The sequence below is a fragment of the Acinetobacter pittii ATCC 19004 = CIP 70.29 genome (assembly GCF_000369045.1).
Classification (GTDB): domain Bacteria; phylum Pseudomonadota; class Gammaproteobacteria; order Pseudomonadales; family Moraxellaceae; genus Acinetobacter; species Acinetobacter pittii.
The window spans coordinates 376708-391058 of sequence record NZ_KB849796.1; the positions used below are offsets into that span (position 1 = coordinate 376708).

Below are 14351 nucleotides of genomic sequence, written 5' to 3' on the forward strand. Positions count from 1 at the left end.
TAAGAGAACAATATGCTTCAGCTACAGTCAAAATTGACCACTCAAGGCGTGACTATTTTTAGTACCATGACGGCACTGGCACATCGTCTAGGTGCACTCAACCTGTCACAAGGCTTTCCAGATTTTCCGGCGCCACAAGCCTTACTTGAAGCCTTATCTCAAGCGACTTTAGCTGGACATAATCAGTACCCACCTGGCGATGGTATTCTCGGTTTAAGGGAGCAACTCGCTTTACAATTTCAGCAGCGTGACCAAATTCAACTTGATCCTGTTACTCAAATCACGATTACTCCCGGCGCAACCATTGCAATTTTTTGTGCCATACAAGCGTGCATCAATGCAGGTGATGAAGTCATTATTTTTGACCCAAGTTATGATAGCTATGGCCCTTCTGTCGAGTTAGCAGGCGGCAAAGCGGTTCATATTGCCCTGCAAGCACCTGACTTTAAGGTGAACTGGCAACAAGTTAAAGATCTGATCAATGACAAAACCCGTATGATTGTGGTGAATACGCCCCATAATCCAACCGGTACAATCTGGGCAAAACAAGACTGGTTAGAACTCATTGAACTGATTCAAGATAAAAATATTCTGGTTTTATCCGATGAGGTCTATGAACACTTAGTTTTTGATGGTCAACAACACTTTAGCGCATTGCATTTTCCAGAGCTCAGAGAGCGTAGTTTTGTGATTGGTTCTTTTGGAAAAACCTTTCACGTGACAGGATGGAAAACGGGTTACTGCGTCGCTTCACCTGAGCTAATGCGTTTATTCCGCCAGATTTATCAATATGCGAATTTCTGTGGCACGACTCCTTGTCAGATTGCCCTAGCGCAATATATGGAGCAACATCCAGAACATATTCAAGAACTTTCTCAGTTTTACCAAACGAAAAGAGATCGATTTAATCAGGCAATTCACAATAGCCGTTTTTTACTAAAACCATCTCAAGGTACTTATTTCCAAAATCTTGATTATAGTCAAATTAGACCTGACTTAAACGATGTGGAAATGTGCCAGTTTCTTGCCGAGCAACACAAGATTGTGGCAATTCCAGTTTCGGTTTTCTACCAGCAAGCCCCTGAGTCTTTACGCTTGATTCGATTCTGCTTTGCTAAAAATGATGAGACTCTGCAAAAAGCAGGAGAAATTTTAAATCAATGTTAATAAATTTAGCCACTTAGCACTGTAAAAATACTACAAGTCATTCGCTCCAACTATGCTAAGTTGAATATCCGCCCCGCTCATCAAAGAGATGGGCGATGGAGAACACATGCCACCAAGACAGTCCTTAATTCAACAGCAAAATCTATGGAAAACATTTTTTGTTTTCTTGCTACCCTTGATTGCAACCAATATTTTGCAGAACTTGTCGGGAACTATTAACACCATCTTTGTTGGTCAAATGATGGGAGTAGATGCAATTGCGGCAGTTTCTGTATATTTCCCTATCTTATTTTTACTACTCGCTTTTATTATTGGGATTTCAACGGGTACTACTGTTTTAGTAGGGCAAGCATGGGGTGCGCAAAATATAGAGAAAGTCCAAAGTGTGGTCGGTTCTACCCTGTTTATGACCATCATTGGTGGAATTATTACCGCGATTCTTGGTGTGTTTTTCGCCCATGATATTTTGGAGCTTTTAGGTACAGATCCCAAGGTAATGCATCTTGCTTTGCCTTATGTACAATGGATGTTGGCGGGTAGTCCACTTCTGTTCGTCTATATTATCTATACCTCAATTTTACGTGGAGTGGGAGACAGTACGACCCCTTTACTGGCCCTCGCTTTAACCAGTGTCATCGGTGTAACTATTACACCAATTCTTCTCAAAGGTTATTTTGGCTTTCCTGCCCTAGGGATTATTGCTCCTGCTATAGCATCAATTATTAGTTATATCGCAATATTAATTTTTCTCGCGATTTATCTTAACAAGAAAAATCATTCGCTTCGGCCGAATCGTCAGCTTCTGCAACATATCCGTCATAATCCAGAACTGAGCAAAATCATTTTACGCTTAGGCGTCCCAACGGGTATTCAAATGATTACGACCTCAATGGCGGGTTTAGTTATTGTTGGGTTGGTTAACCATTATGGTTCACATGCTACAGCAGCGTATGGTGCAGTGAATCAGGTGCTCAACTACATTCAGTTTCCAGCGATTTCGATCTCCATCGCAGCCTCAATTTTTGCAGCGCAAGCGATTGGTGCGGGTAAATCAGATCTATTAGCGCGAGTAACCCGTACGGCTCTGGGAATGAACTTTTTATTTACAGGTGCCTTAATTGCACTTGGTTATCTATTTTCAAAATATTTAATGGCTTTGTTTATTACCGACCCAACTGTGGTGGTGTTAGGTCAACAGCTTTTGTTTATTGTACTTTGGGCGATTTTATTCTTTGGTGCAGGTGCCATTTTTGCATCTATCATGCGTGCGAGCGGTACCGTGACTGTTCCAATGCTGATTAACATCTCTGCCATTTTATTTATTGAAATTCCATGCGCTTACTGGTTTAGCTCAATGTGGGGACTTAAAGGCATTTGGGTTGCGTATGCCTTGGCATTTGTCAGTCTATGTATTATTCAAGGCTTGTATTATCAATTTATCTGGAAGAAAAAGACGATCAAAGTTCTTATTTAGAACCATCCAAGCCACATAAAAAAAGCCATCATTTGATGGCTTTTTTTAATTTGAATCTTATTTCATCCATTTGGTCACAACGGTTGAAGCACGTTGATATCCTGTTGGGAACAAACGCTGCAATGCATCAAGAAATTTTGCATCACTACCAATCAATAAACGGCGTTTATTTTTCAAAACGGCATCCAGGATTTGACGTGCCGCTTCTTCTGGTGGGGTACGTAGGAACTTATCAAAGTTTTGAATCGATTTAGCTGGGTCCATACCTAAAGTACTCAAGCTATCACTCATTTTTGCAGCTTTAGCAATATTGGTGCGAATTCCCCCCGGATGTACGCACAAAGAACTCACGCCACTTTTTTCAATATCCAACTCTTGGCGTAACGATTCGGTAAAGCCGCGTACAGCAAATTTAGTTGCATTATAGCCAGATTGGGTTGGTTGAGCAGTCAGACCAAATAAGCTCGAGATGTTAATAATATGCCCATCTTGAGTTTGCTTAATGAACGGTAAAAATTCTTTAGTACCATATACAACACCCCAGAAGTTAATCCCAACAATCCACTCTAAATCTTCGTAGGTTGCGCCTTCAACAGTCGAACCTAACGCAACGCCAGCATTGTTAAAAATCAGGTTAACAGAACCATGATCTTGCACAGTTTCTTGCGCCCACTGTTTTACCGCTTCACGGTCAGACACATCAAGCTTTTTGGTGGTAACAGTAATATTGCTGTACGGCTTTAAAAGCTCGACAGTTTGTTGTAATCCTTTTTCATTAATATCACTCAACGAAAGATGGCAGCCCTGTTTTGCCAAAAGAATTGCTAACTGTTGCCCAATGCCAGAACCCGCGCCCGTAATTGCAGCGACTTTGTTTTTAAAATTTTTCATTGTCCATCCTTTGTTTTTCGTTTTGCACAACCGGTTCATTGCATGTGCACTTTAGACACCTTCAATATAATTTTGACAATACACATTGTCAATATAGTACACTGTAATTTCAGATAGAATGGCACAATTCTGCTGAGGGCTTTATCATAGTGAGCATATTTGGCTAAAACCTATAAATTAGGAAACCATTCTTCAGGAAACAATTTATTTATGGCGACTAACGACTCAACCAGTAAAAAGAAAACAAAAAGTGTGAGTAAAGAACGTCAGTTCAAAGGGTTATCTCTATCTGAACGTAAAGAGGCACGCCGTGAAAAGCTGATTGAAGCGGGTATTGCAACCTACGGAACCCTTGGTTTTTTTTCAGTGACGGTAAAAGATGTCTGCCAAGAGGCAAAACTCACCGAACGTTATTTTTATGAATCATTTAAAAAGAGTGAAGATTTATTCCAAACCATCTTTTTAAAAATGATTGAAGAATTACAGCAAAATCTGATGCAAGCCGTGATTAAAGCTGCCCCCGATCCAGAAAAAATGGTTGATGCAGGTTTAAGAGCACTGCTGACGACATTAAAAGATGACCCCAGATTAGCTCGTATTGTCTATGTCGACGCAGTCTTGGTACAAGAATTACATAATCAAGCCACCATTCAAGAAACACTTGCGCAATTTGATCGCATGATTCAAGCCTTTGTTATGCTGACCATGCCCCAAATTCAGCACCATGAAAATGAGCTGTCTTTAATCGCAACTGGTTTGAATGGATATGTCACTCAAATTGCAATTCGATGGGTGATGGGAGGGTTTGAGCAGTCTCTTGAGCAGGTTTTAACTGCATGCCGTATCGTTTTCTTATCTTTATTAGCTCAAGTTTCAAAATAATATTAAAGTTTTTTGACAGCTAAAAATGTGAAAAAATAGCGAAGCAATTAAGGTGATAACCTATTGAATGATTTTAGAAAGTTTGAGGCTTAGATGTCATAATTTGGTCATACCTTTGCCGTAGTTTTGTCACAAATTATTGCTAAATTCATTTTTATAGACTTTTCTGCAATGAAATTGTCATAATTAATCTTTGTAATAAGCCTGTCATAACTACAAAACGGTTCACCGTTAAATCTATAGGATATTGCGTTGTGAAAGATGACTATATTTTAATTGTCGATGATGAGCTTCCTATTCGTGAAATGATCCATACTTCTTTGGACATGGCAGGTTTTCAGTGTTTACAGGCAGAAGATGCCAAACAGGCTCATCAAATTATCGTCGACCAACGTCCGGCGCTTATCTTGCTTGATTGGATGTTACCTGGAGGTGTAAGTGGTGTCGATTTATGTCGCCGCTTAAAACGCGATGAGAATTTAGCAGAAATTCCAGTGATTATGCTGACCGCTCGCGGAGAAGAAGACCATAAAGTACAAGGTCTTGATGCGGGTGCAGATGATTACATGACGAAGCCTTTCTCAACACGTGAACTGGTTTCACGTATTAAGGCAGTTCTGCGCCGCGCGAATGCATTAAGTGGTGAAAAAACAATTGATGCCAATGGTTTAATTCTTGATCCTGTAAGCCAGCGTGTTAGCTTTGGTAACAGTATTTTAGATATGGGCCCAACTGAATATCGCTTACTTGCGTTTTTTATGACCCATCCAGAACGTGCCTATACGCGTGCCCAGTTGCTCGATCAGGTATGGGGCGGTAATGTATATATTGAAGACCGCACTATCGATGTGCATATCCGTCGTTTACGTAAAGTGTTAGAACCTTTTGGTGTTGACCGATTTGTTCAGACTGTACGTGGAACTGGCTACCGTTTCTCAACACGTGCAGATTTAGCCGCAGGTTAACCAAGATTTATGTATGAACCCTACCCCGTCCCTGAACAGGTACGTGAACAAAAGCTTTCTCGCTACAGTAGTTTATGGACGTTTGCCAAACAAGATTTACGGCTTTTATTATTTTTTCTAATTATTGCCGGTTTAGTCGGTTTCGGTATTGGGTATTTCTGGAGCTGTATTTTTATCGCCTTCGTGGTGTTTTTTACACTCCAGTTGCGTTCTTTATATCTGGTCAATGACTGGATTGCGAATAAACCTTATGACGTTCCTCCAAACCTTAACGGGATTTGGGGGGCATTGTTATTTAATGTTTACCGTGCTCAGCGTCAGGAACGAATTGTTCAGGCCGAAATGGTCGGTTTAATTGACCGGGCTCAGTCTTCATTAGTTGCTCTTGCTGAAGCGGTTGTACTCATTGATGACCAACATCAAATCGAGTGGTGGAACCCTGCTGCCGAACGTTTGTTAGGAATCAGTCCTCTCGACCGTGGCCGCAACTTATTAACCATTTTACGTCAGCCTACTTTTATTGAATATTTTAACAATATTGATCAGGCACCTGATGGGATTAAGCTGCATTCCAATTTTGATGATGACCGTTATGTACAGGTTAAGCTCACTCGATTTGGTGGAGAAAGTCGTTTATTGGTGGCTTACGATGTGACACGTATGCACAACCTTGAGCAAATGCGTAAAGACTTTGTCGACAATATTTCGCATGAACTTCGTACCCCATTAACCGTGCTCAGTGGTTATATCGAAACCTTTACCGATCAGGAAGATATTAGCCCACGCTGGAAACGTGCATTTGACCAGATGCAATCACAAACCAAACGTATGAATGCGTTGGTCAATGATTTACTACTGTTATCAAATTTAGAAAATAATAAGAAAATCGCAAAAAACCAGATTATTGAAATGCCGAGCTTAATGAATCAATTGTTTGATGATGCTCAGGCCTACAATGCTGATTATGGACACACGCTCAATTTACATATTGATAGCCACTGTGACCTAATTGGTTCCGATATGGAAATTGCCAGCGCATTTAGTAATTTAATTACGAATGCTATCAAGTACACGCCAAAAGGTGGAACCATTACCATTGGCTGGCATGATGATGGCGAACATGCATACTTTAGTGTGCAAGACACAGGCATCGGAATTAACCCTAAACATTTGCCACGACTGACTGAACGCTTCTATCGTGTTGATAGCGACCGTAGTCGTCAAACAGGTGGTACAGGTTTAGGCTTAGCGATTGTAAAACATGTGCTGATGCAACACGGCGCTTATTTAGATGTGCAGTCTAAAGAAAACGAAGGATCAACATTTACCGCAGTTTTTCCAAAAGAAAGACTATATAACATGACCTAAAGTTGCCCTCTCACATTTAAAAAGCCGACTCATGAAAAGTCGGCTTTTTTGTATTATTTAAACCAATTTACTTAGAATTCGAGCAATACGATTTTGTCTGATTTTTCTCTATGACATTTAAAAAGTGAGTGGCAAAAGTATTACTTTGACGCAGTGCATCACGGTGATCGCCACCATCAATCGTTTGATAAATAGTTGGTTTTTTTAATTTACATAGCTGTTGGTAATAAGCAGATGTCCCTCTAGGGTCGACTAAATGATCTTTAGAGCCTTGAACAATCATTAACGGCACAGTCGGCACCATATTTTCAATGGACTGCTTTTTAAGATAAGCCAAAAGAGGTTTTAAGTCTGCGTTAGGGCGAAATATGCTAGAAGGAGACTTCTTCAAATCAGATTGAAGTTCAGATAAACAGCGACTACGTGCTTGAGTCAGCACAGTGTTCATTTCAGGACTTACCAGCTTTTCAGGAATGATGCTTGGATCTGCTGCTTGCGCACCCAATAATACAATCGGGAAGAAAGCTGCCACACTTGGTTCTGGGTTTGGATTACTCTGCACATATTCTGCGATGCCTTCATATTGATAGCCGCCTGGCGCAAGAGCAATTGCCCCTTTTAAATCTAATTCGGGCGCATCTTTTTGACCATAGGCAGACACTGCAATTGCCGCAGCCCCACCTTGACTGTGCCCCATCACCAACCACTGTTTATTAAAGCTCTTGGGCTTAAGCAAATGTAATGCACGCACTGCATCAACCACTGTATGCAGTTGGCTCTTTGCATTCATGTAAGGATGCCCACCTGGTGTACCTAAACCTTGATAATCAGGTGCAACAACCGCATAGCCTCGTGCAAGCCAACCATCTAACGCTTTTGAAGCAACTTCCTGATATGAATGAACTGGTCCACCGGCATAATCACCCGAAGGTGCACAAGTATCAGCAACCCCAGTCGTACCATGCGCCCAAGCAAGTATCGGCCAGCCATTTTTTGGTGGCGTTCCTTTTGGTAATAAAATAAAAGCCGATGCAACAATAGGTTCACCCTGAATACCTCGACTACGATAATTGACCAACAAGCGCTGATCTGCATGAGGAAATAAATTCGTCACAGCTTGCTGTTCTAGCGACAATATTGAACCCGGTTTTTCGCTCACAATTTGCTTACCCAAATCTGTAATTGGAGCAGCCATAGCAGAACCAGATGCCAAAAAAATACTGCTAAATAAAATTTTTAAAAAAGAATTACTTTTTCTAATCAAGGGATTACTCCTCTATTATTTAAATTACATCTAATTAAATAATTAATTTATAAAATATAAATTACCATAGAATCTTCTATATTTATATTCAACTCAAAATAATTTACATTTATATAGTCTCTTAAAATCTCATTAAATATATTTTAAAGAATATGTATTATAAATATCGTTGCAAAAATTAATCCAATTTCAATAATAAAAAATATATGCTGATATTTTCTTAATTACGATAGCGATTAAAATGCCAAAACAAAAATTTATACCCTACCTGATTTTTCTTATTCTCGGTTCTCTATCCATCCATAGTTTTGCAGATGTACAAGTATATGGTCCGGGTGGGCCAGCACCCGCTATGAAAGAAGCCGCCAAACAATTCACCAATAAGACAGGAATAGCAGTTCATGTGACTTCTGGTCCTACTGCTCAATGGTCTGAAAAAGCGAAACTAGATGCAGATGTTATCTATAGTGGTTCCGAAGCCATGATGTCTGATTTCGAAAATACATTTTCTGAGCAAATTATAAAAGACTCGGTTGAACCTTTATATTTACGCCCCGCAGCGATTTTGGTGAGAAAAGGAAATCCTAAAAATATTAAAGGATTTAAAGACCTCGCTAAATCTGGCGTTAAGGTTTTAGTTACACATGGTGCAGGTCAAGTTGGTATGTGGGAAGATATCGCTGGCAGAACTGGAAATATCCAATTAACAAAAGCTTTTCGAAAGAATATTGTTACCTATGCAGCCAACACAGGTATTGCCAAGAAAAACTGGGAAGAAAATAGCAGCTATGATGCTTGGTTAGTCTTTAATATTTGGGGAATCAGTAACCCAGACGTTGGACAAATTATCCCTATCGAACCAGAGCTAGTTGTCTATCGTGACACAGGTGTAGCCTTGACTAAACATAGTTTAAAAGATGACGAGGCTAAACGTTTTGTAGATTTTCTATCTTCACAACAAGGCAATACTATTTTCAAAAAATATGGTTGGACTAAATAATTAAAAAGGGAGCCAAGCTCCCTTTTATTTTTTAAAATTATTCACTCTAGTTCACCTAGAATATATTCGTTTCAAATTAAATATACGCCTGCGGCATATAAAGTGCCTAGTACTAAACAAAAGGCTGAACTGATATACCAAAATAAATCACTATTTCCCACAAATTTTGATTTTAACCATGGAAAAGCAAAACCACGGATAAGAAAAACCGCTGCAACAAGCGACAGAATAATTTTGGTAAAAGGTAATATCTGTATTCCCTTTGCTGCAAAGAAGGCATATGTAGCACATACTGTTAGAATTAATCCCACAGTTATAGCTGTAAAATTAGGATACCAGTGCCCTCTTTCGACCATCTGGACAATACTTTTACCAGCCCCTAAAAACCGAAAACTATTTGCTCCCCAGAACACACAAAAAAAAATGAAGTAATGCGGCACAGAATGTTAATAGTGCAGCCAAATATAGTAGAACGTTAGGAAGTGATTGCATTAGATTTTATACTAATCAATATATGTGAGATTTATTATACTTAATTATAAAATATATAAAACTTATAAATAGTTAAAATAAAATTAACTTGGTATTTAATATTTTAAATACCAAGCTTAGGTCATCTCAATTATTTACTCTCAAACTCTTTAAAATCAGCTTTTCTGATTTTTGCATGAATACCTTTGGTTTTATCTACTACTTGTGAAACTTCAAAATCAGTCGCGGCACTTAAATAGGCATACGCTGTCGCTTCATCAATACCGTATTCTTGGTTTAAGAAACGAATGGCTTCACGTGTAGACTTTTTCATCGCTTCATCAAGATCTTCATCAAGTCCCGGTGTAATCCAAAACTCAGCATTTTCAGCTAAAGGTTGTTTTAGCTCTTTGCCCGGTATTTTGTCCTTACCTGCTTTGAGTAAGGTAAATTTCAGTGTGGCGCGGGCTGAAGCTTCTAGTGCCGTTAATGCCACTTCCCCATCGCCTTGCGCGAAATGACTATCACCCGTATAGAATAATGCACCTTTAACCTGAACAGGATAATACGCAGTTGAACCTGCACCTAGTTCATTAATATCAATATTTCCGCCATACATTGCAGGGGGTACGGAGTGAACAGGCTCAGACGTATTGGCTGCTACCCCCATAATTCCCATAAAAGGATAGAGCGGAAAACGTATTGATTTACCAGATTCTGTTTTTAATACACCTTCGTATTCACCTTTAGCATTTTTTTCGATTGGGGTGAAAATCGATACATTTCCATAACGTTCAGGATGCTCAGCCGATGCATTTTCTTGCTTTACTTTTTTAGGAAACTCTCCTACTAAAGCACCTTTACCATGTCGATTTGAAATCACACCATAAGGAACACGTGGCTCAACTTTAAGTACTTCAACTTTTAGAATATCACCGGGCTGTGCGCCTTCAATTGCAACAGGGCCTGTCACAATATGCGGCCCATCTTTATGAAAATCATGCTTTAAATTTGACTGCGTAATTGTTTTTGCATCTTCCAATATTTGATTAGAATTTACACCCTTCGATTTAAAAAACTTTTCAGCATTACGCCCTTGGTCTTCAAGCAAACCTTCATGAGAAACCGTATCAAATGTTACGACACTACCCGACGGAACAGTAAGCACGGGTTTAGCATCTCGATTTGGTAAATAGCCCCATGTAATGGTATTTAAAGTAGAGGGAACATAATAATTACCTTTATATTCGCCACTTTGAAGTTGAGTAGGCTGTTTTGAAATTTGATTTAAAACTTTAAAATCATCTGCATGGGTGAGTGAAATACAAAGTACAGATAAAACCGAAGCTGTCAGGCGTTTAACTTTTAACATGATTTCAGAACCTAAAAAATATGAAAGTTACAGTAAAGTCCTGAACAAGTAGCAAGCATTGTGCCAAGGCTAAAGTTGTGTAATATCTAAAAAGCGCTTCATGCTTATAAAAAAACTAAATAAATTTTTTAGATTTAATAACTTATCTTCAAATAAAATTAAAACCTCGACTTAAGTCTAACTTAAATATTTCATTCTATTTTTATTTATTAATTTTCAATCATATTAATATTTTTGCTCTTTTCAGATACATATTTATAGACTAGCTTATATAACGTACTCATTTAGATCACTTAATAATAATTATATTTCTATATAATATAAATCCAAACATAATTATATATTTTACTTTTATATAATTTAAATCAAAAAAACCCTGAATAATTAAAGTCAGGGTTTACTTGTTTTTAGGAGGCAATATAACGGACTAAATGGTATGTCCCATGCGCTCGCCCATTACAACTACAGACTCAGCTTTAAAACGTTGTTCCCATTCGATCTTATCTTTTTCAAATAAAATAACGGCTGTAGAACCTAAATAAAAACGTCCAAGCTCAGCACCTTTCTCTAGCTTTAACTGATGATGTTGCAATTCAATACGGCCTGAAGGTTTTACCTTGCCTGTTGCCACAGTTTCAATACCAGCAACAATCATCGCACCCACTAGAACAACAGCCATACGGCCAAGTTCAGTATCGAACAAACACACCATACGTTCATTACGAGCAAATAATCCAGGTACATTTTCAGCAGTGACCTGATTTACCGAAAATAGCTCGCCTGGCACATATAATGTTTCTGTTAATGTCCCTGCAAATGGCATATGAACACGATGGTAATCACGCGGTGATAAATAAACTGTCGCGAACTCACCGTCTTGGAATGGTTGAGCAAGTTGTGGATCGCCAATTAATTTCTCTACAGAGAAACTTTGACCTTTTGCTTGAAAGACTTCACCCGCAGTGATCTTACCAATTTGGGAAATTGCGCCATCTGCTGGGGACACGATGCTATCTGCATTTTCATCAATCAGACGTACACCTTCTTTTAATGCACGGGTAAAAAAGTCATTAAAAGATTTATATTTCAGTGCATTGCCTTGTTCAGCAATCGATAAATCAATCCCATATTTAGCTTTAAACGCATGAATAACAGCGTTTTTCACAACTGGATTTTCACTCGCAGCAACTTTACCTACCACACGGCTCAATTGATGCTGTGGTACAAGGTTTTGTGCCTTAATAAATAATTCTTTTTTTAATCGAGATGTGAAACTCACGACGGTGATTCTCCAGTAATAATAGGACTATCGAGGCGATTGCCCCATTCACTCCACGCACCATCATAGGCTTTTGCTTCCCAGCCCAAGAGTTTAGCCAGAATATAGGCCAAACCGGAACGGTGATGTGACTGGCAGTACACAACTACAGGTTGTTGTAAATCGAACCCAAGTTGTTCAAGGCGCTGCCGCGTGCGTTCAAGCGGATGCAATTTTAGATGATTTTGACGATTAAGTGCAGTACTCCATTCAAAATGGAGAGCATTTGGAATGTGACCGCCGCGTCGCGCTGCTAAACGGACACCACTATATTCATCGCTCGTCCGGCAATCCCACAGTTGCACACTTTCTTGCTCAACTTGTTTGCGTAGCTCTTCATAGTTCACACGGAACTGAGCGGCATGTGATAAATCAATTTGAATTAAGTCTGTAACAGGAGAAACTTTTTCGACTTCTGCTGTAGTGGGTAAGCCTGCACCTAACCATGCATGGATACCCCCGTTAATTAAACTGGTACGGGTAAATCCTAGGCAATGCAAATTCCAGATTAAACGCCCAGCCCATGCCCCACCTTCATCGTCATAGACCACAACATGATGATTAGGTGAAATATTCAATTTTTCAATCAGTGCTTGCAAACCCGCTTCATCCGGCAAAACACCAGTGGCTTCTTCTTGTTGAGCCACTAACCATTTAGGCTGTAAATGAATGGCATGTGGAATATGGAGTTGTTCATAAACCGATGCACGGCTCAAATCTATAATGCGAATATATTCATTACCTAAATAAGGCACTAATTCTTCTGCTTCTATTAATAAATCGAGTTTAAAATCAGGGAGTGTCATCGTCATGGTTTCTTTTTATACCAGCTTATTTTCAATCTTAGCATAAGCATATATCTAACAAACTCTGATTTTCTGCTACGCTTTAGCAGAAAATCAGATATCAGCATTCTCACTTTTAAGAATAAAAAATAGCGAGACCACTTTTTACTTAAACCACTTCTTCAAGTTCTTCGATTTCAAAAACCTGACGCAAATAGGCCAAGAAAGTATCGTTGTCAGTCATGGTTTTACCCGGACTATCAGAGATCTTCGCAACTGACTGACCATTACATTCAACCAGTTTCAACACAATATTCAGTGGCTTTTGCCCCATATCGTTGGTTAGGTTAGTACCAATACCGAAACTCACCTGAAAACGATCTTTAAAGTATTGATGCAACTCCCATGCCTTTGGCAAATTAAGGCCATCGCTAAAGGTCAGCATTTTGGTTTTGGTATCAATTTTTAATTTACGGTAATGTGCATACGCCTTATCACCCCATTCATACGGGTCGCCACTGTCATGACGTAAACCATCAAATAGTTTGGCAAAATACAGGTCAAAGTCGCGTAAGAAAGCGTCCATCCCTACCACATCGGTTAGGGCGATTCCTAAATCTCCACGGTACTCTTGTACCCACGTCTCTAAAGCAGCTTTTTGGAAATCACGCAAACGTACATCAAGTGCCTGAAACGCTTGTAGGAATTCATGTGCCATGGTCCCGATCGGTGTAATGTTAAGCTCTTTAGCCAGCAACACATTACTTGTACCCCGGAACACATTTGGTACAGTTTTATGAAATGCCGCTACGACATGTTTTTGCCAAGCAAAGCTATAACGACGACGTGTACCGAAATCAGAAACTAAAAACGGTGGATCGTTTGGCTGTTGAGATTTTTCATATTGCTGAATCAAATCGAGCTTTGCTTGTAAACGGCGTTCGCCTTCGGCCCAAACTTGATCTGTTTTGATACGGCTAAAATACAACTCGTTTACAATGGCTAGGACAAAAATCTCGAACATCATCGCCTGAACCATCGGTCCTTCAATATGAATATCTAAACGACCTTCGGCATCAATACTAGCCTGAATAAAACGACGTTTGAGTTGGAATAATTCTAAGTAATCGACAAAGTCGCTTTTAATAAATCGTAATTTTCTTAAATATTGTAGCTCGTCTTCTTTATATTTGAGATTACATAAATGGTCGAGTTGCTCGTTTAAGTCATCCAAAATATCCACTAATGGATAGACTGTATCTTCTAAGTTTCTGCAACGAAAATGATAGACACTATGCGTTTGTGGGAATTTATGCAGAACCACTTGTAGCATCGTAAATTTGTACAAGTCTGTATCTAGTAAAGAATGGATAATTGGAGACATAGTCAATGAT

General features: G+C 39.2%; 12 protein-coding genes and 1 pseudogene. 6 read left to right on the forward strand and 7 right to left on the reverse strand.

Translation table 11 applies throughout. The annotated features are described in order from the left end of the window. The first annotated feature begins 12 nt into the window (after positions 1–12). Positions 13–1167: a pyridoxal phosphate-dependent aminotransferase gene (gene ybdL / locus F928_RS18235; protein ID WP_002121910.1), complete on the forward strand. Its 1155-nt coding sequence runs from the start codon at positions 13–15 to the stop codon at positions 1165–1167. A gap of 106 nt (positions 1168–1273) precedes the next feature. Beyond that, complete coding sequence (gene ypnP / locus F928_RS18240; RefSeq protein ID WP_005078715.1) at positions 1274–2641, forward strand: MATE family efflux transporter; 1368 nt, start codon at positions 1274–1276, stop codon at positions 2639–2641. A gap of 57 nt (positions 2642–2698) precedes the next feature. Here the strand turns inward: ypnP and F928_RS18245 are convergent, their stop codons facing one another. Beyond that, positions 2699–3532: an SDR family NAD(P)-dependent oxidoreductase gene (locus F928_RS18245; RefSeq protein WP_002121857.1), complete on the reverse strand. Its 834-nt coding sequence runs from the start codon at positions 3530–3532 to the stop codon at positions 2699–2701. A 210-nt stretch (positions 3533–3742) separates the two neighbouring features. Here F928_RS18245 and F928_RS18250 point away from each other — a divergent pair, with 210 nt between their 5' ends. From F928_RS18250 to phoR, 3 genes are all read left to right on the forward strand, one after another. Further along, positions 3743–4414, forward strand: coding sequence for a TetR/AcrR family transcriptional regulator (locus tag F928_RS18250; RefSeq protein WP_000224580.1), 672 nt, complete (start codon positions 3743–3745; stop codon positions 4412–4414). A 254-nt stretch (positions 4415–4668) separates the two neighbouring features. Beyond that, a complete protein-coding gene (gene phoB / locus F928_RS18255; protein WP_000650776.1) occupies positions 4669–5379 on the forward strand; it encodes a phosphate regulon transcriptional regulator PhoB in 711 nt (236 codons plus the stop codon). A 9-nt stretch (positions 5380–5388) separates the two neighbouring features. Then, positions 5389–6747, forward strand: a complete 1359-nt coding sequence (gene phoR, locus F928_RS18260; RefSeq protein WP_002121907.1) for a phosphate regulon sensor histidine kinase PhoR — start codon at positions 5389–5391, stop codon at positions 6745–6747. Between the two features lie 67 nt (positions 6748–6814). On the opposite strand, the gene F928_RS18265 is transcribed toward phoR, so the two are convergent. Beyond that, complete coding sequence (locus F928_RS18265; protein ID WP_005078717.1) at positions 6815–8011, reverse strand: alpha/beta fold hydrolase; 1197 nt, start codon at positions 8009–8011, stop codon at positions 6815–6817. 241 nt (positions 8012–8252) lie between these two features. On the opposite strand from F928_RS18265, the gene F928_RS18270 reads away from it, so the two are divergent. Further along, the gene (locus F928_RS18270; protein ID WP_002119269.1) at positions 8253–9011 is read left to right on the forward strand and encodes an AcfC family putative adhesin; all 759 of its coding nucleotides are present in this window, start codon (positions 8253–8255) and stop codon (positions 9009–9011) included. Between the two features lie 71 nt (positions 9012–9082). Here F928_RS18270 and F928_RS22205 read toward each other — a convergent pair. From F928_RS22205 to pncB, 5 genes and pseudogenes are all read right to left on the reverse strand, one after another. Then, positions 9083–9503 (reverse strand): annotated as a pseudogene (locus F928_RS22205) (hypothetical protein). A 130-nt stretch (positions 9504–9633) separates the two neighbouring features. Beyond that, the gene (locus F928_RS18275; protein ID WP_005078720.1) at positions 9634–10854 is read right to left on the reverse strand and encodes an acetamidase/formamidase family protein; all 1221 of its coding nucleotides are present in this window, start codon (positions 10852–10854) and stop codon (positions 9634–9636) included. Between the two features lie 427 nt (positions 10855–11281). Beyond that, positions 11282–12133 carry an archaetidylserine decarboxylase gene (gene asd / locus F928_RS18280; RefSeq protein ID WP_002062283.1) on the reverse strand — a complete coding sequence of 284 codons (852 nt, stop codon included), beginning with the start codon at positions 12131–12133 and terminating at the stop codon, positions 11282–11284. Then, positions 12130–12978 (reverse strand): sulfurtransferase, encoded by an 849-nt coding sequence (gene rhdA, locus F928_RS18285; protein WP_016805908.1) that lies wholly within the window; start codon positions 12976–12978, stop codon positions 12130–12132. The genes asd and rhdA overlap by 4 nt, the downstream gene beginning before the upstream one ends. Before the next feature lie 148 nt (positions 12979–13126). Next, positions 13127–14341, reverse strand: a complete 1215-nt coding sequence (gene pncB / locus F928_RS18290; RefSeq protein WP_005078724.1) for a nicotinate phosphoribosyltransferase — start codon at positions 14339–14341, stop codon at positions 13127–13129. Positions 14342–14351 lie beyond the last annotated feature (10 nt).

Coding starts and splice junctions, on each gene's coding strand:
- ybdL (WP_002121910.1), top strand. CDS start 13: ATGCTTCAGCTACAGTCAAAATTGACCACTCAAGGCGTGACTATTTTT.
- ypnP (WP_005078715.1), top strand. CDS start 1,274: ATGCCACCAAGACAGTCCTTAATTCAACAGCAAAATCTATGGAAAACA.
- F928_RS18245 (WP_002121857.1), bottom strand. CDS start 3,532: ATGAAAAATTTTAAAAACAAAGTCGCTGCAATTACGGGCGCGGGTTCT.
- F928_RS18250 (WP_000224580.1), top strand. CDS start 3,743: ATGGCGACTAACGACTCAACCAGTAAAAAGAAAACAAAAAGTGTGAGT.
- phoR (WP_002121907.1), top strand. CDS start 5,389: ATGTATGAACCCTACCCCGTCCCTGAACAGGTACGTGAACAAAAGCTT.
- F928_RS18270 (WP_002119269.1), top strand. CDS start 8,253: ATGCCAAAACAAAAATTTATACCCTACCTGATTTTTCTTATTCTCGGT.
- F928_RS18275 (WP_005078720.1), bottom strand. CDS start 10,854: ATGTTAAAAGTTAAACGCCTGACAGCTTCGGTTTTATCTGTACTTTGT.
- rhdA (WP_016805908.1), bottom strand. CDS start 12,978: ATGACACTCCCTGATTTTAAACTCGATTTATTAATAGAAGCAGAAGAA.
- pncB (WP_005078724.1), bottom strand. CDS start 14,341: ATGTCTCCAATTATCCATTCTTTACTAGATACAGACTTGTACAAATTT.